At 62.8% G+C, this 19777-nt stretch carries 20 protein-coding genes; 8 read left to right on the top strand and 12 right to left on the bottom strand.

Going from position 1 to position 19777, the window contains the following annotated elements; genetic code table 11:
- The first annotated feature begins 56 nt into the window (after positions 1-56).
- From HU811_RS06905 to HU811_RS06895, 3 genes are all read left to right on the top strand, one after another.
- On the top strand, positions 57-320 hold the full coding sequence (locus tag HU811_RS06905) for a DUF2790 domain-containing protein (protein ID WP_186654855.1): 264 nt from the start codon (positions 57-59) through the stop codon (positions 318-320).
- 178 nt (positions 321-498) lie between these two features.
- The gene (locus tag HU811_RS06900; protein ID WP_186654852.1) at positions 499-1710 is read left to right on the top strand and encodes a cytochrome c biogenesis protein DipZ; all 1212 of its coding nucleotides are present in this window, start codon (positions 499-501) and stop codon (positions 1708-1710) included.
- Between the two features lie 227 nt (positions 1711-1937).
- Positions 1938-2267, top strand: a complete 330-nt coding sequence (locus HU811_RS06895) for a hypothetical protein (RefSeq protein WP_092399332.1) — start codon at positions 1938-1940, stop codon at positions 2265-2267.
- Between the two features lie 8 nt (positions 2268-2275).
- On the opposite strand, the gene HU811_RS06890 is transcribed toward HU811_RS06895, so the two are convergent.
- Positions 2276-4156, bottom strand: coding sequence for a sigma-54-dependent Fis family transcriptional regulator (locus tag HU811_RS06890; RefSeq protein WP_186654850.1), 1881 nt, complete (start codon positions 4154-4156; stop codon positions 2276-2278).
- A gap of 359 nt (positions 4157-4515) precedes the next feature.
- Between HU811_RS06890 and HU811_RS06885 the strand changes: the two genes are divergently transcribed.
- From HU811_RS06885 to HU811_RS06865, 5 genes are all read left to right on the top strand, one after another.
- A complete protein-coding gene (locus tag HU811_RS06885) occupies positions 4516-5586 on the top strand; it encodes an ATP-NAD kinase family protein (RefSeq protein WP_186654847.1) in 1071 nt (356 codons plus the stop codon).
- Positions 5587-5588: 2 nt separating this feature from the next.
- Positions 5589-6566 (top strand): thiamine pyrophosphate-dependent dehydrogenase E1 component subunit alpha, encoded by a 978-nt coding sequence (locus tag HU811_RS06880; protein ID WP_186654844.1) that lies wholly within the window; start codon positions 5589-5591, stop codon positions 6564-6566.
- Between the two features lie 48 nt (positions 6567-6614).
- Positions 6615-7631 (top strand): alpha-ketoacid dehydrogenase subunit beta, encoded by a 1017-nt coding sequence (locus tag HU811_RS06875; protein WP_092455482.1) that lies wholly within the window; start codon positions 6615-6617, stop codon positions 7629-7631.
- Positions 7631-8743 carry an acetoin dehydrogenase dihydrolipoyllysine-residue acetyltransferase subunit gene (locus HU811_RS06870; RefSeq protein ID WP_186654842.1) on the top strand — a complete coding sequence of 371 codons (1113 nt, stop codon included), beginning with the start codon at positions 7631-7633 and terminating at the stop codon, positions 8741-8743. The genes HU811_RS06875 and HU811_RS06870 overlap by 1 nt, the downstream gene beginning before the upstream one ends.
- A gap of 84 nt (positions 8744-8827) precedes the next feature.
- Positions 8828-9892, top strand: a complete 1065-nt coding sequence (locus tag HU811_RS06865; RefSeq protein ID WP_225248394.1) for a 2,3-butanediol dehydrogenase — start codon at positions 8828-8830, stop codon at positions 9890-9892.
- A 57-nt stretch (positions 9893-9949) separates the two neighbouring features.
- On the opposite strand, the gene HU811_RS06860 is transcribed toward HU811_RS06865, so the two are convergent.
- The 11 genes from HU811_RS06860 to HU811_RS06810 form a co-directional block, all read right to left on the bottom strand.
- Positions 9950-10456, bottom strand: coding sequence for a DUF6644 family protein (locus HU811_RS06860; RefSeq protein WP_186654838.1), 507 nt, complete (start codon positions 10454-10456; stop codon positions 9950-9952).
- The gene (locus tag HU811_RS06855; protein ID WP_092398727.1) at positions 10456-10806 is read right to left on the bottom strand and encodes a DUF6152 family protein; all 351 of its coding nucleotides are present in this window, start codon (positions 10804-10806) and stop codon (positions 10456-10458) included. The genes HU811_RS06860 and HU811_RS06855 overlap by 1 nt, the downstream gene beginning before the upstream one ends.
- Positions 10807-10832: 26 nt before the next feature.
- Positions 10833-11387, bottom strand: a complete 555-nt coding sequence (locus HU811_RS06850; protein WP_186654836.1) for a DinB family protein — start codon at positions 11385-11387, stop codon at positions 10833-10835.
- 179 nt (positions 11388-11566) lie between these two features.
- Positions 11567-12484: a dihydrodipicolinate synthase family protein gene (locus HU811_RS06845; RefSeq protein ID WP_135845314.1), complete on the bottom strand. Its 918-nt coding sequence runs from the start codon at positions 12482-12484 to the stop codon at positions 11567-11569.
- 213 nt (positions 12485-12697) lie between these two features.
- A complete protein-coding gene (locus HU811_RS06840) occupies positions 12698-13726 on the bottom strand; it encodes a trans-3-hydroxy-L-proline dehydratase (RefSeq protein WP_186654833.1) in 1029 nt (342 codons plus the stop codon).
- Between the two features lie 216 nt (positions 13727-13942).
- Positions 13943-14665, bottom strand: coding sequence for an amino acid ABC transporter ATP-binding protein (locus HU811_RS06835; RefSeq protein WP_186654831.1), 723 nt, complete (start codon positions 14663-14665; stop codon positions 13943-13945).
- Entirely contained in the window at positions 14658-15308 is a 651-nt protein-coding gene (locus tag HU811_RS06830) for an amino acid ABC transporter permease (RefSeq protein WP_186654829.1), read from the bottom strand. Before HU811_RS06830 ends, HU811_RS06835 begins: the two co-directional genes overlap by 8 nt.
- 9 nt (positions 15309-15317) lie before the next feature.
- A complete protein-coding gene (locus HU811_RS06825; RefSeq protein WP_186654826.1) occupies positions 15318-15983 on the bottom strand; it encodes an amino acid ABC transporter permease in 666 nt (221 codons plus the stop codon).
- Complete coding sequence (gene lhpI / locus HU811_RS06820; protein ID WP_186654824.1) at positions 15976-17754, bottom strand: cis-3-hydroxy-L-proline dehydratase; 1779 nt, start codon at positions 17752-17754, stop codon at positions 15976-15978. Before lhpI ends, HU811_RS06825 begins: the two co-directional genes overlap by 8 nt.
- Before the next feature lie 10 nt (positions 17755-17764).
- A complete protein-coding gene (locus HU811_RS06815) occupies positions 17765-18583 on the bottom strand; it encodes an ABC transporter substrate-binding protein (protein ID WP_186654822.1) in 819 nt (272 codons plus the stop codon).
- Positions 18584-18816: 233 nt separating this feature from the next.
- On the bottom strand, positions 18817-19566 hold the full coding sequence (locus tag HU811_RS06810) for an AraC family transcriptional regulator (protein ID WP_186654819.1): 750 nt from the start codon (positions 19564-19566) through the stop codon (positions 18817-18819).
- Between the last annotated feature and the right edge of the window lie 211 nt (positions 19567-19777).

The raw sequence follows: 19777 nt of genomic DNA, 5'->3' as shown, positions 1-19777 counted from the left end.
CGACAGAACACGCCCCGGCCGAAAACACACCCATTGAATGCATCGAGGACACCGCCATGAACACCAAAGCCGTCTACGCCGCCTGCCTTTTCGCCGCGCTGAACATCTGCACCTTGTCGGCCCGGGCCGAGAGTCACGTCCAGGCTCAGACCTACGCCTATGGCACCCACCTGGATATCCAGAAGGTCCTGTCCCTCAGCGAAGATCCGAACCCGGCCTGCGGCGTGGTGAATGCCCGCATGACCTACCTGGACTCAGCGGGCCACAAGCAGGCGCTGGACTATCGCAAGCTGGCTGACAACTGCAGCAACCAGAACTGACTCGCCTTGGAAGCCAACCTGTGACAGTAAATCTGTGGGAGCAAAGCTTGCTCGCGATAAACGATGACGCGGTATTGCCAGGAATCGAGGCGCCTGCATCGCGAGCAAGCTTTGCTCCCACAGAGGCGCCGCCCGATTGGGTGTGTTCAGTCTATCTACCTGCCGTTGAGGTGTTGCCATGCTTTTGATCGCTTTCCTGGGCGGGATCCTGACGATCCTCAGCCCCTGCATTCTTCCGGTGGTGCCGTTTCTGTTTGCCCGGGCCAATCGCTCGCGGGGGTCGGTACTGCTGACGCTGGCCGGCATGGTGCTGACGTTTGCCCTGGTTTCGAGTCTGGCGGTGGTCAGCAGCGAGTGGGTGGTGCGAGCCAGCAGCGTTGGCCGGCAAGTCGCTTTGTGGGTGATGGTGCTGTTCGCCTTGTCGCTGATGTTCAGCCGCGTCGGTATATGGCTGGCGCGGCCGCTGGTGAGCCTGGGCAACCGTATCGATGCCGGCGCCGGACGGATGGCCGGGCCTGTGGCCTCGGTGCTGATCGGGGTCGCCACCGGGCTGCTCTGGGCGCCCTGCGCCGGGCCGATACTCGGGGTGATTCTGACCGGGGCCATGTTGCAAGGTGCGAGCGCTGAAACCAGCCTGTTGTTGCTCGCTTACGGGCTGGGCAGTGCCTTGTCGCTGGGTGTGCTGATCCTGGCCGGGCGCAGATTGGCCGACCGCCTCAAGCTGTCATTGCCGATCACCACCTGGCTGCGCCGGGGCACCGGTGTCGTGGTATTGCTGGCGGCCGTGGCGATTGGCACGGGTGCCGATGACCGCCTGTTGGCCAGTACCTCCTCCCAAGGGGCGGCGACCCTGGAGCAGGGATTACTGAAAAATGTGCCCAAGGCCATCGATTACCTGGTCGAAAAGGCGAGCGCGGGCCCCTTGGAATCGCTTCAGCCGCAGGGCGAAATGCCGTCTCTGGAGGGCGCCGTGCAATGGTTGAACTCGCCACCCTTGAGCAGCGAGTCGCTGCGGGGCAAGGTGGTGCTGGTGGATTTCTGGACCTATGACTGCATCAACTGCCAGCGCACGTTGCCCTATGTGAATGATTGGGCGCGCAAGTATGAGAAGGATGGGCTGGTGGTGATCGGCGTGCACACCCCTGAGTATGGGTACGAGAAAATCATCGACAACGTACGCAAGCAGGTTCGCCAGCTGGGGATCGGCTATCCGGTGGCCATCGATAACCAATATGCAATCTGGCGCGCCTTCAACAACCAGTACTGGCCGGCCCACTACTTCATCGACGCCAAGGGGCAGGTGCGCTACAGCCACTTTGGCGAAGGGCGGTATGCCGAACAGGAACGGGTGATTGAGCAGTTGTTGGAGGAGGCCAAGGCAAGTCAGTAACCCGTGGCGAGGGCGCTTGCTTGTGGCAAGGGGATCTGTGGGAGCAAGGCTTGCCCGCGATAGCCGCGCCGCGGTCGAACAGCTGAACCGCGTTATCGTTCATCGCGGGCAAGCCTTGCTCCCACAGATGAATCCTCCCTACAAGGAATTTGCGTAGCCGTGCTGGCCCCTTGCTCTTTACAAGGTTGTCAAACTTCTTTTATTTCAGAAAGTTGGGCGACAAACCTATGCGGATTTCTATGTGGGTCGTGGTGACGTTTCTTTTGGTCGCCGTTTCGCTTGAGGCTCAGGCAAAGGCGCTGACGAAAAACCAGCAGTCGGTATGCCGCTGGGGTTCGGACATTGCCGCCGGCGCCCAGGCGTCGAAGCTTTCCGGGATCACCTTGTATGGCGCGCGCAAAAGGTTGCAGGTGCGCAAGTTCCCCCGACCATGGATGCGCATGACCGCCCTGGGCATCACCGAACAGACCTATAACAGCGCTTCACGGCTCAAGCCCGCGGCCATCAAGCAGACCTACTACGAACAGTGCGTGCGGCATGCGCTGGCGCGAAGATAAGCGTTGTTTCACGCCGGGCTTCTGCCGGGCATTTCGATGCCATGCAGGTGAACCCTTCGATACAGGGTCGCTCGGGAAATGCCCAGCGACCGTGCCGCCGCGGTGGGCTTCCAGCGATGACGCACCAGTGCATCGAGCAGTACCTGACGCTCCGGGCTGGCGCTGGGTTGCGGGGCTTGCGCAGGCGCGTCTGCGCTGTGCAATGACTCGGGCAGATGACTGAGCTGGATCACACTCGCTTCGCTCACCGCGCAGGCGTAGCGCAGCACATGGCGCAACTGGCGGATATTGCCTGGCCAGTGATAGCCGAGCAGGCATTCCAGGGCCGCGCCGCTCAGTTGCACCATCCCCCCGCACAGCGCCGATTCCTCCTCAAGGAGGCGGTTGATCAACGCTAGGCGATCACTGCGCTCACGCAGCGGCGGCAGTTGGAAGCGGGCGCCACCCAGACGAAAGTACAGATCTTCGCGAAACCCGCCGGCGGCGACCAATGCCTCCAGGTCGCGGTGGGTGGCGCAGATCACCTGAATATCCACGGCCCTGCGCCGTGATGCACCCAGCGGCGCCACTTCACCTTCGGCCAATACCCGCAACAGGCGCGTCTGCAAAGCCAGGGGCATGTCCCCGATTTCATCCAGAAACAGCGTGCCGCCATCGGCCTGTTGCAGCAGGCCCTGCATACCTTTGGCCGAGGCCCCGGTGAAGGCCCCGGCCACATAGCCGAACAACTCGCTTTCGATCAGGCTTTCAGGGATCGCCGCGCAATTCAATGCCACGAACGGCCGGTCATGGCGCTGGCTGGCCTGATGCAGTTGGCGGGCAAACACCTCCTTGCCGGAGCCGGTTTCACCCTGGATCAGTACCGGCAAGTTGCGATCCTTGACCCGCACCGCCAGGCGCAGGCTGTCGGCCAATCGAGGGTCCAGTTCCACCGGGGTCATTGCCACCCGCGGGCGCGGATTGGCCCGCTGTCGCGGCGCGCTCAAGCGACCATGCAAAAGCGCTTCGATGCCGGGGCTGGAAAAAGGATAAAGATGTTCGTCGCGGGCACGGTGCAGCTGTTGCTGGTCGAAAACCTGGCTGATGTGTCGCGGCAGTTGGCCGAAGTGTTGCAACAGGTGCTGGCGGGCGGCAGGGTTCAGGGCTTGCAGGCAACCGTCGTCGTCCCAGGCGAACAGCAAGTCCGGCTGACTGTCGACGTAGCCGGCGTTGCGATGGGCCCGCAGCACCCAGTAGCCCTGGGCGCTGCTCATGAAAAAAGCCTGTTCGATTTCCCGAGCGCTCTGGACCACCATCTGCCGGATCAGATGTTGTGAGCGTCGATCATCCGGTGAACGCACCGCCGAGACGTCCAGAACTCCGAGCAACTGTCCTTGCGGGTCGAAAACCGGCGCGGCGGAGCAGGTCAGGCCGATGAACGCCGCCCGGAAATGATCGCGCTTGTGCACCGTCACCGGGGTTTTGGCCGTGAGCACCGCGGCCACGCCGCAGGTGCCTTCTTCCCCCTCCGACCAGCAGGTGCCCAGGTACAGCCCGGCCTTGCGGCAGTCATTGCGAAGGGTGGTTTCCACCCGGTAATCGATGGTCTGGCCCTGGGCATCGGTCAGCAGCACACAGTAGTCGGCGTCACGCACCCGACCATGCAGGCGTGCCACTTCTTCACTGGCGATATTGAGGAACAGCTCGGAGCGCTCGCGGCATTGCTTGAGCACGTCCTCGGAAAGGATGCGCGGGCCCTGCAGCGAGCCGGGGTCCAGGTGATGTTGCTCCATGGAGCGACGCCAGGAGTCGAGGATCAGGTCCGGGACCGGCAGTTGTGGCAATCGGTCCGCGTTTTTTACCACGCGGCTGACGCAATCCACATGCGCCCGGGAGTGTGCGGAAAGCATAGGGCCTCCGTTTCAGCTTCTTATCGTTGTGCGCTCATTAAGCGCCGATCGTCGATCGCAGACAAGCACGGTGAAACGCACCAGCCGGGGTGAGACGCCACGTCTCAGTGTCTCGACAGAACCTCGTGCAGGCTGACATGTCGCGTCTCACAGCGCCTGGGTGACTTCCATCCTGGCACGCGTCCGGAAGGCTCTGTTCCGGGCGTTTCGGCGCTTTTATAGACAACTGGCACCGCCCTTGCTCTAGCGTCTGCAACCGGCCCGGTCGGCCTTCCAATAATAAAAACGAGGTGTTCTATGTCTTTGCACCGAGGGTGTTGCTGCCCAGGTCATTTATTTGAGCCACTGGCGGTGGCGCCATGAGCCGCCGTCCACTGACCGTGGGCATCATTGCCAACCCGGCTTCGGGGCGCGATGTTCGCCGCCTGACCGCCAACGCCGGGTTGTTTTCCAGCACCGACAAAGTCTCGGTGATCCAGCGGCTGCTGGCCGCCTTCGGTGCCACCGGTATCGAGCACGTCTTGATGCCGACCGACATGACCGGCATCGCCGCCGCCGTTCTGAAAAACAGCCACAGCCGCCAGGCGCGCAGCAGCCATTGGCCGGCCCTGGAGTTTCTTGACCTGACCTTGCGCCAGACCGTCGAAGACACGCGTTGCGCCGCGCGGCTGATGGCCGAACGCGAGGTGGCGCTGATTGCCGTGCTCGGCGGCGACGGTACCCACAAAGCTGTGGCGGCTGAGGTTGGCGACATCCCGCTGCTGACCCTGTCCACCGGCACCAACAACGCCTTCCCCGAACTGCGCGAAGCCACCAGCGCCGGGTTGGCCGGCGGGTTGTACGCCAGCGGCCGGATACCTGCGCAGATCGGCCTGCGCCGCAACAAACGCTTGTTGGTGTGCGATCCCGAACGCGGCTTGCGGGAAGTCGCCCTGGTGGATGTCGCCGTGTCGCCGCTACGTTTTGTCGGTGCGCGGGCTATCAGCCGGGCGGCGGACCTGGCCGAGGTCTTTGTGACCTTTGCCGAACCGCAATCCATCGGCCTGTCAGCCCTGTGCGGCTTGTGGTTTCCAGTGTCCCGCCAGGCACCGGGCGGCGCCTGGATGCGCCTTGACCCGCAATCGCCCGAGGCGTTGCTGGTGCCGCTGGCCCCCGGCTTGCTGCAAGGCTGTGGCGTGCTTGCCGCCGGCCCCTTGGCCCCTGGCGTCCCCCAGGGCTTGTCGCTGTCCTGCGGCACCCTGGCCCTGGACGGCGAACGGGAAATCGAATTCAACGCCCAGGACCGACCCACGGTCACCCTCGATGCCGCAGGCCCACTGAGCATCGATGTCAACGCGGTGCTGGCCTACACCGCGCAACAGCGTCTCTTGGCCATTGGTCGCGAACACCCGCAACACCCCCTGAACTTTCAAGACACCCCTGGAGAATAAAAATGTCGACACCGCTCACCCCCGATCAACTGCTGCACGCCTACCAGGTGATGCGCACCATCCGCGCTTTCGAAGAGCGCCTGCACGTGGAATTCGCCACCGGCGAGATCCCCGGCTTCGTCCACCTGTATGCCGGCGAAGAGGCGTCGGCCGCCGGCGTCATGGCCCATTTGGGCGATGACGATTGCATCGCCTCCAACCACCGTGGCCACGGCCATTGCATCGCCAAGGGCGTGGACGTGTACGGAATGATGGCCGAGATCTACGGCAAGAAGACCGGCGTCTGCCAAGGCAAGGGCGGCTCCATGCACATCGCCGATTTCGAGAAAGGCATGCTCGGCGCCAATGGCATTGTTGGTGCCGGCGCGCCCCTGGTGGTGGGCGCCGCGCTGGCCGCTCGGCTCAAGGGCACCGACAGCGTCGCCGTGGTGTTCTTTGGTGACGGCGGTTCCAACGAAGGCGCGGTGTTCGAAGCCATGAACATGGCCTCGGTGTGGAACCTGCCGTGCCTGTTCATCGCGGAAAACAATGGCTACGCCGAAGCCACCGCGTCCAATTGGTCGGTGGCCTGCGATCACATCGCTGACCGCGCCGCCGGCTTCGGCATGCCCGGGGTGACGGTGGATGGCTTTGACTTCTTCGCCGTCCATGAAGCGGCCGGGGCCGCCGTCGAGCGCGCCCGGGCCGGGGAAGGGCCGTCACTGATCGAGGTCAAGCTGACCCGCTATTACGGCCACTTCGAAGGTGACGCACAGACCTACCGGGCTCCCGATGAGGTCAAGCATTTCCGTGAAAATCAGGACTGCCTGATGCAGTTTCGCGAACGCACCACCCGGTCCGGGCTGCTGGCGGCCGAGCAGTTGGACCAGATCGACAAGGAAGTGGAACAGCTGATCGAAAACGCGGTGTACAAGGCCAAGTCCGATCCCAAGCCCACGGCGGCGGACCTGCTGACCGACGTCTACGTCTCCTATCCCTGAACGCCTTCATCAAGCGCTCCTGATAAAACAAGAATAGAGAATCCCATCATGGCGAGAAAAATCAGCTATCAGCAGGCAATCAACGAAGCCTTGGCCCAGGAAATGCGCCGCGACGCCAGCGTCTTCATCATGGGCGAGGACGTCGCCGGTGGCGCCGGTGCGCCCGGTGAAAACGACGCCTGGGGCGGTGTGCTCGGCGTCACCAAGGGGCTTTACGACCAGTTCCCCGGGCGTGTGCTGGATACGCCGCTGTCGGAAATCGGTTACGTCGGTGCGGCGGTCGGGGCGGCGACCTGCGGCGTGCGCCCGGTGTGCGAACTGATGTTCGTCGACTTTGCCGGGTGCTGCCTGGACCAGATCCTCAACCAGGCGGCGAAGTTTCGCTACATGTTCGGCGGCAAGGCCTCCACGCCGCTGGTGATCCGTACCATGGTCGGTGCCGGTCTGCGCGCCGCCGCCCAGCATTCGCAGATGCTCACCTCCCTGTGGACGCACATCCCGGGGCTGAAAGTGGTGTGCCCGTCGTCGCCCTACGACGCCAAGGGCCTGCTGATCCAGGCCATTCGCGACAACGACCCGGTGATCTTCTGCGAGCACAAGTTGCTCTACAGCATGCAGGGCGAGGTGCCGGAAGAGCTCTATACCATTCCTTTCGGCGAGGCCAACTTCCTGCGCGACGGCAAGGACGTGACCCTGGTCTCGTACGGGCGCATGGTCAACACCGCGATGGACGCCGCGCGCAGCCTGGCCGGGCGCGGCATCGACTGCGAGGTCATCGACCTGCGCACCACCAGCCCGATGGACGAGGACAGCATCCTCGAAAGCGTGGAGAAGACCGGGCGTCTGGTGGTCATCGATGAGGCCAACCCGCGCTGTTCCATGGCCACGGACATCTCGGCGCTGGTCGCGCAAAAAGCCTTCGGCGCGCTCAAGGCACCGATCGAAATGGTCACCGCGCCCCATACCCCGGTGCCGTTCTCCGATGCCCTGGAAGACCTGTACATCCCTGACGCGGCGAAGATCGAACAAGCCGTGCTCAACGTGATCGAGTGGAGCAAGCGCTGATGAGCCAGATTCATACCCTGACCATGCCCAAGTGGGGCCTGTCGATGACCGAGGGCCGGGTCGATGCCTGGCTCAAGGAGCAGGGCCAGGCCATCACCAAGGGTGATGAAGTGCTGGACGTGGAAACCGACAAGATCTCCAGCAGTGTCGAAGCACCCTTTTCCGGGATATTGCGCCGACAGGTCGCCCGGCAGGATGAAACCCTGGCGGTCGGCGCCTTGCTCGGCATTGTCGTCGACGGCGAAGCCAGCGATGCCGAGATCGATGCGGTCATTGAGCAGTTCCAATCGACCTTTGTGCCCGGCGACGCTGCCGACGAAGACAGTGGCCCGAAACCTCAGAAAATCGAACTGGACGGCCGGGTGATCCGCTTTTTCGAGCGTGGCGAGGGCGGCACGCCGCTGCTGCTGGTGCATGGTTTTGGCGGCGACCTGAACAACTGGCTGTTCAACCACGAGGCGTTGGCGGCCGGGCGTCGGGTCATCGCGCTGGACCTGCCGGGCCACGGCGAATCCGCCAAGACACTGCAACGCGGAGACCTGGACGAACTGAGCGCGGTGGTGCTTGCCTTGCTCGATCACCTGGACATCAACGCTGTGCATCTGGTGGGGCATTCCATGGGTGGGGCGGTGTCGCTGAACGCCGCGCGCCTGATGCCCCAGCGAGTACGGTCGCTGACCTTGATCGGCAGCGCCGGGCTGGGCGCGCAGATCAATGGCAGCTACCTCAAAGGCTTTGTCGAAGCGGCCAACCGCAACGCCCTCAAGCCGCAACTGGTGCAACTGTTCTCCAATGCCGAGCTGGTCAACCGGCAGATGCTCGATGACATGCTCAAGTACAAGCGCCTGGAGGGCGTAGACGCAGCGCTGCTGCAACTGTCAGCGACGCTGTTCGCCGACGGTCGCCAGCAAACGGACTTGCGCGAAGTGGTGCAGGCCGGCGAGGTGCCGACCCTGGTGATCTGGGGCAGCGACGACGCAATCATCCCGGTGGCCCACAGCGACGGGCTGCATGCCCAGGTGGAGGTGCTGCCCGGCCAGGGGCACATGGTGCAAATGGAAGCGGCCGAGCAGGTCAACCGGCTGATCCTCGAGTTCATTGAGCAGCATTGATCGGGCGGGCGGCGAGGTGATTCGTCGCCCCTACAAAATTCTGGAGGCAACCCTATGAACGTTTCAATCAAGCCTACCCGCAGCATGCGCGCCGCTGTCTGGCATGGCCGCAACGACATCCGCGTCGAAGACGTGCCGCTGCCCATTTCGCCGCCGGCCGGTTGGGTGCAGATTCGCGTGCAATGGTGCGGCATCTGTGGCTCTGACCTGCATGAATATGTGGCCGGTCCGGTGTTTATTCCGGTGGACGCACCGCATCCGCTGACCGGCATCAAGGGCCAGTGCATCCTCGGCCATGAATTCTGCGGTGAAATCGTCGAGCTTGGGGCCGGTGTCGAGGGTTTCAGCGTCGGTGAGCCGGTGGCGGCCGATGCTTGCCAGCATTGCGGCACCTGCTATTACTGCACCCACGGACTCTACAACATCTGCGAAAACCTGGCGTTCACCGGGCTGATGAACAACGGTGCGTTTGCCGAACTGGTCAATGTACCGGCCAACCTGCTTTACAAATTGCCAGCTGATTTTCCCGCCGAAGCCGGCGCGCTGATCGAGCCGTTGGCAGTGGGTATGCATGCGGTGAAAAAGGCCGGCAGCCTGTTGGGCCAGAACGTGGTGGTGGTCGGCGCCGGTACTATTGGCCTGTGCACCATCATGTGCGCCAAGGCTGCCGGCGCGGCGCAGGTGATTGCCCTGGAGATGTCCGGCGCGCGCAAAGCCAAGGCCCTGGAAGTGGGTGCCAGCCATGTGATCGATCCGAACGAGTGCGACGCCCTGGCCGAAGTCCGTCGCCTGACCGCTGGCCTCGGCGCCGATGTCAGCTTCGAGTGCATCGGCAACAAACACACCGCCAAACTCGCCATCGACCTGATCCGCAAGGCCGGCAAATGTGTGCTGGTGGGGATTTTCGAGGAGCCCAGCCAATTCAACTTCTTCGAGCTGGTGTCCACCGAAAAGCAGGTGCTCGGTGCGCTGGCCTATAACGGTGAGTTCGCTGACGTGATCGCCTTCATCGCCGATGGGCGCCTGGACATCTCGCCGCTGGTGACCGGGCGAATCCAGCTGGAGCAGATCGTTGGCCAGGGGTTCGAGGAACTGGTCAACAACAAGGAGCACAACGTGAAGATTATCGTGTCACCTGCAAGGATCTGAGCGCGCCCGAGCTGGGCGATTGGCGATGGCCGGCAAGCGGCCATCGCATTTTTTATCTCAGGTGTAAGCCAGCAAGCGCCCACACAACACCACCGTGAACCATATCGCCACAGACAGCACCGCCTGCGCTTTTGCCAGTCCGGGTGCCGCGCTGGCGGTGTTCCATTGGCTGACCGTGCGATAAATACCGAGGTGAAACACCAAGGCGTTGAGGCCCGCTGCGGCAATCAGGCTCAGCTTGAGGATAAACACGCCGTTGCCGGCGAAGTCATGGGGATGGGCGCTGAACATCAGCAAGCCGGCGGGCACGATCAACAGCAGGGCCGCAAGGGCCCAGGGCAGTAGGTGGCGGGCCAACGCCGTCACGGCAATGCCCTTGGATACCCCCAGCACCCGCAAATCGAACATCACCACCGCGCCCACCAACAGCGAAAACCCGATGATGTGTACCACCTCAACCGACGGGTAGAGCCACAGTTCGCCGCGCATGGCCTGCGCCAAGGCTGAACCCTCCAGCCGGTCCAACCAGCCTTGCGGGTCGTTGCCTGCCTCGAGGGCCTGCATCAGCGCAACTCGACGGTCTTGTTGTCGACGGTGATGCGTTCTGCGCGCAACTCATCGGGTTTGTTGCGGTTGGGATAGCCGGCCACACCCACCTGGTTGCCAGGCTTGAGCATGTCCTTGCTCAGGCCCCGGTTCTCCATGCGTGATGGCGGGGCGAGGACCACGGTCCAGGTTTTGTCCGGCGTTTTCAGGCGCACGAAGCCATGGGGGTGCGAATAGCCGGATTCTTCTATCGTTCCGTTGAGTTGCAGGGGATTGTCAGTGTTGTACTCGCTCCAGCCGTGATGGGCCAGGGCGGTCGTTGCCACCAGCATCAACGAGAAGCCGATGCAACCGAGTATGTGTTTCATGGCAGGTCTCCTGTTGGATCATCGGTTCAGCCCGGCAGGTAGTTGCGCCAGACGCGGTCTTCGCCGAGCTGCAGTGCCTGCTCCTCTGCTGCGCGAAACCTGCGGTCGCAGTCGAGGAAGAATTCATCGAGTTGCGGCGGTTTGACGTGGGTGGCACTGAGCATGGTGTGGACCTGTCCGCGATGATGGATCTGATGTTCGAACAGGTGCAACAGCAGCCGGTCGATTCGTTCGCGCACCACACCTTCGGCACGCACCAGATCGACGAAGCGGGCGAGGTCTTTTTCCCGCAGGGCTTCGCAAAATGCCACCAGCCGCTGGTCGGTTTGAGTTTGGTTGTGCCTCAGTGCCGCAAAGGCCAGCGTCTGGGAGAAGTCCTTTATCTGGCCGTCACGGTCGCCTTCCAGAGCAGTGAGGTAATAGCGGTCCACCTCCAGGATGTGGCAAAGCGTGGCCTGGATGGACGGGAAGAACCCCGTGCGCGGCGCCTCGTATTCGGCCTCGCTCAACTGCGCGCAGGCGCCGAGCAACCTGTGGTTGGCCCATTGGTTGTTCAGGGCCTGGGCCAGGAAATAGTTCATGGGGCACCTTGTGGGAGTGAGCTTGCTCGCGATGATAGCGGCACATCCAGCATAGTCGATTCAGACAAACCGCTATCGCGAGCAGGCTCGCTCCCACAGGGATTTGTGGTGAATGTGGGAGCGAGCCTGCTCGCGATGGCGGCGGCGCTATCACCGCCGGTCAGCGCCATGTCCTACAGTCAAAGCCCTACATCCGGCAACACCGGCCGATTGGCCAGGGCCTTGGCCATGATCTGCTCGACATACACGCGATCCTCCTCCGGCAGCGCCAGGCGCGGTGGGCGGGTGAGGGCGCTGCCGCGACCGGCGATGGCTTCGCACAGTTTGATGCACTGCACCAGGTCGGCGCGGGCGTCCAGGTGCAGGATCGGCATCAGCCATTCATAGATCGGCATTGCTTCGGCAAAACGTCCGGCGCGGGCCAGGCGGAAAATGGTTTCGCCTTCTTGGGGGAACACGTTGGACATCCCCGAGACCCAACCTTCGGCACCCACCGCCAAGCTTTCCAGCACCACGTCGTCCAGGCCGGCAAACAACACAAAGCGGTCGCCGACCTCATTGCGCACGTCGATGAAACGCCGGGTGTCGCCGGACGAATCCTTGAAACACACCACGTTGTCGCAATCAGCCAGGGAAATCAGGATGTCCGGGGTCACGTCATTCTTGTAGATCGGCGGGTTGTTGTAGACCATCAACGGCACGTCGGCATGCCGGGCCACGTAGCGGAAATGCTCGGCGGTCTCGAACGGCTTGGAGCCATAGACCAGCGCCGGCATCAGCATCACCCCGTCGACACCGACCTTGCGCACGGCGTTGGCGACCTTGGCCGCCTGCACGCTGGTGAACTCGGCCACGCCGCAGATCACCGGCACCCGACCCCGGGAAGCGTCCACCGCCACTTCGGTCACGGCGATTTTTTCCTCGGCACTCAGGGAGGTGTTTTCCCCCACCGAACCGCAGACCACCAGGCCTGACACACCGTCGCGAATGACGTTGGAAATCACTTGATGGGTTTTTTCCAGGTTGATGGAAAAGTCATCGTTGAACTGCGTGGTGACGGCGGGGAATACGCCGCTCCAGTTGATGCGTTTGCTCATGGTTGTCTCCGGTGGTTAAGGGTATTTCTCATATACGTAGGTAAAGTTGAGTCGAATACAGAGCTTTTGTGGCGAGGGAGCTTGCTCCCGCTGGGCTGCGAAGCGACCCCAATAACTACCTGGCAACTCGGGGTGTCAGGCAAATCCAGAGGGCCGCTTCGCGACCCAGCGGGAGCAAGCTCCCTCGCCACAGGGATGTGCAAAGTTCGAAAGTCATGCGCCAGGCCAGGTGTCTGAAAGCCGATACCCTTGCGGCCACGGGTCTTCTGGATCCAGCAACAGTTGATGCGTGCCGGTGATCCACGCGCGTCCGGCGATACACGGATAAATCGCCGGGCGCCCGGCCACTTCGGTCAGTGAATCGATACGGCAGTGGAACTCGGAGCCGATGATCGAGCGGCCGATGAAGCGCTCCCCCACTTGCATCAACCCCTTGGCATGCAACACCGCCATGCGCGCCGAGCAACCGGTGCCGGTGGGCGAGCGATCGATCTTGCCGGGCTGGATCACCACGGCGTTGGCACCGCTGGCGATGCCGTTCTCCAGGGCGATGGGCGCGGCGATCTGGCAAAACGAGATATGCGACCAGTCAGGGTTCAACGGATGGACAAAGCCCAGTTGTTCGTTGGCGGCCCGGGTGATTTTCAGCCCCACGGCCACCAACTCGGCCGCTTCATCGGGGCGGATGGCAAAACCCAGGCGCTGGGCGTCGACGATGACGAAACTGTCGCCGCCGTAGGCGGTGTCCACCTGCACCGATCCCAGTCCCTCGACTTCGATCCAGGCATCGAGGCGGTCGGCGAAGGAGGGCACGTTCCTGATTTCCACCCGCTGGACTTTGCCGTCACGACAGTCGGCCACCGCTTCGATCAGCCCGCCGGGAGCTTCGAGGACCAAGCGCGTCTGGGGTTCGGTCATGGGCAGGATGCCGCTGTCCAGCAATACGGTGGCGACGCACAACGAGTTGGAACCGGACATCGGCGGTGTGTCGGCCGGTTCCATGATGATCCAGGCCATCTGCGCCCGTGGGTCTTTGGCGGGCACCAGCAGGTTGACGTGACGGAACACGCCACCACGGGGCTCGTTAAGCACGAAGTTACGCAGGGTCTGGTCCTGGGCGATCCAGCGTGACTGTTCCCATACGGTGGCGCCGGGCGGTGGTGCGACGCCGCCGACGATCACATCGCCGACTTCGCCTTCGGCGTGGCAGCTGACGATATGGATGATTTTCGATGAGCGCATGAGTCAAATCCTTGTGTTGTCCTGTAGGGCATCATCGCGGGCAAGCCTTGCTCCCACAGTGTTCTGTGGCGTCCACAAATCAATGTGGGGGAAGCCTTGCTCCCACAGCGTTCTGTGGCGTCCACAAATAAATGTGGGGAAAGCCTTGCTTCCACAGAGGTCTGTGGCGTTCACAGAACAATGTGGGAGCGAGCCTGCTCGCGATGGGGCCATTGGCTATTTCACCGACTTGAGAAACGCCGCCGTCTCCGGCTGCACAGGGTTGCCAATCACCTGATCCGGCGGCCCGATCTCATGGACCCGTCCGTCGCAGAAAAACGCCACGCGGTCGGACACGTCCCGGGCGAAGCGGATCTCGTGGGTCACCAGCACCATGGTCATGCCGTCTTCGGCGAGCATGCGCATGGTGTCCAGCACTTCGCCCACCAATTGCGGGTCCAGGGCCGAGGTGGCTTCGTCGAAGAGCATGTAGTCCGGCGACATCGCCAGGGCTCGGGCGATCGCCATGCGCTGTTGTTGACCACCGGAAAGCTTGCCGGGGAAGGCCTTGAGCTTGTCTCCCAGGCCCACATGCTCCAGCTGTTGCAGCGCCAGCGCTTCGGCCTCCTGCTTGCTTTTGCCCAGCACTTTGCGAGGCGCCAGCATCACGTTTTCCAGCACCGTCAGATGGGGGAAAGCGTTCCATTGCTGGAACACGATGCCGATCTTCTGCCGTAAGCGGTTCAGGTCGGTGGTGCGGTCATGAACCTCGATGCCGTCCACGCGGATGCTGCCTTTGTGGATCGGCTCCAGGCCGTTGATGCACATCAGCAGGGTCGATTTGCCGGAGCCAGAGCCGCCGATGATCGACACCACTTCCCCTTTGTCCACCGTCAGGCTCACGCCCTTGACCACTTCCAGGTCGCCGAAGGATTTGTGTACGTTCTCGATCTCAATCATTTTCCTGCCACCTTCTTTCCAGACGTGCGCCAAGGCGGGCGACCACCAGGCTCATGACGTAGTAAATGAGGCCCGCGATGCACAGCACCAGCAGCGGTTCCTGGATGCGGGTGACGATGGTTTGCGAGGCGCGCAGCAGTTCGACAATGCCGATCCACATCACCAGCGCGGTGTCTTTCATCACGCCCAAGACCAGGTTCAGCCAGCCAGGGAATGCGACCCGCGTGGCAATCGGCAGGACGATGTAGCGCAGATCCTGCAGGTAACTCAGGCCCAGGGAGCGGCTGGCCCGCCGGGTACTCAACGGCACCGCCAGCACCCCACCGCGCACGATCTCGGTGAAGTAGGCGGCAGCGTAGACGCCGAGCACGATGCAACCGACCGCGAAGGCGCTCAGGTTCAGGCCGACGATGCTCTTGAGGGCGTTGAACAGCACGAACTGGATCAGCAGCGGCACGCTGCGAAACACGTCCAGTACCCAGGCCAATGGCAGGCTGGCCCGAGGCAACAAGGCCCGCAGCAGGCCGAACAGCAAGCCGGCCAGGGTGCCCAGCAGGATCGACCACACGGTCAGTTGCAGCGTGACCCAGGCCCCGTCGAGCAAGAACAGCAGGTCGTTAAGGGTGAGGCTTGTTTCAAACATGACGAGACCTCAATAACGAAACAGGCGCCAGGACAACAGCCGGGCCAGCCCGACGATCAGCTTGGCGATCAGGTAGTACAGCAGCGCCGCGAGGGCGAAGTATTCGAAGGTGCGGAAGGTCTTGACGTTGTATTCCTGAGTGACGCCGGTGAGGTCGTTGTTCAGGCCCACGACCACACCCAGGGAGGTCATCAGCACCGCCCAGACCATCTGGTTGGTCAGCGGGTAGAACACAATGCGCAGCAATTGCGGGACGATGATCATTAGGTAGGCCTGCCAGGCGCTCATGCCCAGGGAGCGGGCGGCGCGCATCTGCGTACTCGGCACAGCCTTGAGGCCGCCGCGAAAGTTTTCCGCCAGGTAACCGGCGTTGTTGAAGGTGATCCCGGCCAGCAACGCCAGCCAGGAACTGACGTGCAGCCCGAGAGAGCCGAGGCCGAAGTAGAGGATGTAGATCTGGAACAGCGAAGGCGTATTGCGGGCGATCGACACCCAGCCGTTGCCCACGCCGCGCAGCAGCGGATGGCGGGCCTGGCGCATCACCGTCAGCACCAGGGCGATCAGCACGCCGAAGATCATCGACAGCGCCGCGGTCTCGAAAGTGACCCAGGCCCCGGCGAGCATGTCGGGCAGGGCACGCAAGGCCGGGCGCCACTGGAAACTGTAGTCAAACATCGGTCAGCCTCCCCGTATGGACAGTTGGTTGCAGCCACGTCGGCGGTTGACCGCTGGCCGTTGCGCTGCACGCGGCTTCAACGCATTGCGCGAGGCAGGCAAAGTGCACGCCGCGACCGACCAGACCCGGCGCGTAATGGGCATATTTACCGGAGTTGGTCATCAGGGTGGTGGCGTGGGGCGGGATGACCGGCTCGCCCAACATGCACCAGCAGGTGTCGGTGACCAGGAGCGCGCCGAAGGCTTCGATGGCCTGCAGGTGGCCCGCCTCGCGAGCCTGTTCCAGTACCGCTCGGCCACAGGTGATCGCCAGCACCACATCCGGATGTTTGTGGCGGCCTGCGCACAGGGCCGACAGGGCGGCAAATTCGCTGAGGGAAAAATGCGGGTTACCCAGGGAGACCACGTCCACATGGCGGTGCCGGGCGCTGTTGAGTTCGCGCCAACTGGCGAGCAGGCCGGCAGCGCTGACAGTGTCCTGCGCCAAGCTGATACCTGGTGCCAGGACGTCGGCAGGGTCGAGGGCCTCGGGCGTCACCCCGGCGATGTGGAACAGCGGCGCGGCGCTGGTGGTGGCGAACGCGGCGCCGAAGGCTTTCAAGTCATCCCGCGTGGGGGTGGCGTGCTCCAGGCCGCGGATCAGTGGAATGCGACGGCCTGTCAGGCTGCCGATGTGATAACCCAGCAGCGGATAGAAGCTGTCGTCCACGGACCCCAACGGCGGCACATCGATAATCAGCGCGGCTTTGCGCTGCGCGTCAAGATGGCAGCCGGTCAATGGCGCACGGCCGCAGAGGGCGATGCAGATGTCCAGGAAGTCCGGGTACTTCTGCGTGCGGGCACCGAGCACGCTGTTGGCGTAGACCACGGCGTTGGATTCGGCCCAGACGATTTGTTCGCCAGCCTTGGGCGCACTGTCGAGCAGGTAGGGGGCACAGGTGAAACTCAACTGCGCACCCATTGCCATGTAGGCATCACCCAAAGCACTGGCCGGCTCACCCAGGGCAGGGTCGACGCCCAGCTCCCGCCAGCGCCGCTGGTCCACGGAAATCGAATTGAGCGTGGTGGGAACGCGCACCTTCGCCCCCCACTGCACCAGTTGTTCGGCAAAACGCAGGCTGGCCGGGCCGGTATAGATGCAGCCATCAATGTGGGCCTGGGTCACATCCAACAGTTGTGTGGCGCCCTGGATCTCGGCCATGCGCAATACAATGTGCATCGCGACCTGGGCCGCCTTGCCGTGGCTGCCGTCGAGCAGCGCCTGGTCCTCTTCGCTGAGGCTGATGGTTGAACAGTTGAGCGCGGGGGTTGGAAAGTCCAGCCCATGCCAGCCATCGTTGGGGCGCTGACCCGACAAGGTCAGGCAAGCGCCTTCAATGCGCACAAAACCCTGACCGCGCAACCGGTTGAAGGCCTCGCGCCCGACACACATCACCGGCAGGGAGCGCTGGAAAATCACCTGCGCCACCAACACGCCCAGGGTCAGGATTTCATCTGCCTCGGCCAGCACCAGGGCCGCAGGGGCATGACCGTTACTGATCATCTCCATCAGCACGCTGCTGCCGGTGCAGGAGCCACGCCCGCTGGGAATCGCCAGCACGCGCCCGGCCAGGCGTTCGCCGCTCAACGGATGATGGCGGTCAATGACCTCGCCGCTGGCCGGATCGACCCCGCCCCAGAAACTCAGGCCCACATCGGCGTACAGCAGGGCGCCCTGGGCGGCACCCTCCACCAGACTTCGGCCCGTCACACGGGTAGGCGTGCTTGGCATGCTCCAATCCTCAGTAGTAAACCTGCGGCACCACCAGGTCGGCCGGCGGGATGTCGGTGCCCACCCATTTGACGAACAACTCCTTGTAACGGCCAGTGCGCACCTGCTGATTGACGAAGAGGTTGAGGTAGTTGATCAGGCCGTACTCGTTGCGCTTGGCGCCCAGGGACACGTAGTCGATGACATAGGGCGCGTTGCCGGCGATTTTCAGGTTCTTGTACTTGCCCGACTTGAGGGTCGCGGCCGCCACGGTGTTGGTCACCACGGTCGCATCGATGTGTCCTTGGGCGACGGCCAGCAGCGTGTCGTTCTGCGACTGATAGGCGCGGAAACTGCCGCTGCCCCAACTCTTCTGGTCTTTTTCCAGGGCGATGGCTTCGTAGGTGCCGCTGGTGTTACCCAGAGGTTTGCCTTTGAGGTCGTCGTAGCTGTTGATGCCGGTATCGTCGCGGGTCAGCACCACCATCTGAAACGCGAAGTAGGGCACGGTCAGGCCCACGGTCTTGGCCCGCTCCAGAGTGTCGGAGGTTGAGGCGACGATCACGTCCGCACGGCCGGAAACAAGCGCCGGGATCCGGTCCGGGAACGGTGTTTCCACCACTTCGGGTTCCACGCCGAGGACTTTCGCCAGGTCGTGGCAATAGTCCACGTCAAAACCAGCAGGTTTATTGCCAGCGTCACGAAAACCCATGGGCGGGAAGTCCAGGGTCACGGCGCAGCGCAGTGTGCCGGAGCCGATGATGTCGTCGAGTTTGTCGGCTTGAGCGGGGGCGATGAAAAGGGGCGTGAGGGCAACGCTCAGGGCTACAGCCAATGCAGAGTTTTTCATAAATGCCTCGCTGTCGAATAAATGCGGATGAAATATCGTATTGAGGATTTCGTATACGATATTAGATAAAGCAAGCAGCGTGCCGATTTGAGGTTGAGTCAGCAGGTCTCGGTAAGGTGTTGATGTGCATGCGTTAAAAGATTTTCGGTTGCGACAGGGCCCGTGCAGCGCTTCAACGCGATGTTACAGATGGGAGCAATCGGACAGCGCCATGCCCCGCCAGGGAACACCGGTCAGCGCTGATTTTCGCGATACTGGCTGGGCGAAAGGCTGGTCAAGGCACGGAACTGCCGGCTGAACGCGCTGTGATCGGTGTACCCGCAGCGCAAGGCGATTTCGGTGATGGGCAGGTCATGGTCCAGTAACAACCGCGAGGCTTCTTCCAACCGTGCCTTGTGAATCATCTGCCGGGGCGTGAGCTGGAAGATGCGTTTGCAGTGGCGCTCCAACTGCGCCACCGACAACCCGGCGATGGCGGTCAGGTCGGCAAGGCTGATGGGGTGGGCGAAGTGCTGCTTGATATGAGCATCCACCGCCGCCAGCTTGTGGAACGCGGGGTGACTCGACTGGGGCAGTTGCAGGTCCCGGGAAATCCCGGCCAGGCCGACGATCTGGCCGTTGGGCTGGTGCAGGGCGAGTTTATGAGTCAGGCACCACACCGGCTGGTTGCCGTAGTACAGGTGCAGTTCGAGCTGGTCGGCCAGTTCCCGGCCGCTGGCCAGCACCCGTCGGTCCTGCTCGGTGTACAACGGGCCGAAACGCTCGGGAAAGACCTGTTCGGCGGTGAGGCCCAGCAGGTCACCGCTTTGTTTGAAGCCGCAACGCCGGGCCAGGGTCTGGTTGACGAAGGCATAGCGGGCTTGGCTGTCCTTGATGAAAAACACCACGTCCGACAGGGTGTCGAGCAACGGCGCGATGGGTTGCAGGCTGTTGAGCAGGGTAGGCAAATCGCAGGGGGCGAAGGACGTGAGCGTGGGGTACATGGGCCAGCATCGCCTCCTGGTGGAACGAGTTTGCTTGCGGTAGCGCAGTGTCGATCGAAAATAATGGGCTTGTCACGCCGTAATCGCGAGCAGGCACGCACAGTTTTTCATGACCAGCGAAGTCACTGTGGGAGCGGGCTTGCTCGCGAAGGCGTCGGCAGATTCAAAGTTGATGCTGACCGTGCCACCGCTTTCGCGAGCAAGCCCGCTC

Origin of the sequence: Pseudomonas tehranensis (assembly GCF_014268615.1) — a bacterium.
Lineage (GTDB): Bacteria > Pseudomonadota > Gammaproteobacteria > Pseudomonadales > Pseudomonadaceae > Aquipseudomonas > Aquipseudomonas tehranensis.
The sequence above is the reverse complement of the archived record's forward strand: the minus strand, read 5'-3'. Positions and strand labels throughout refer to the sequence as shown.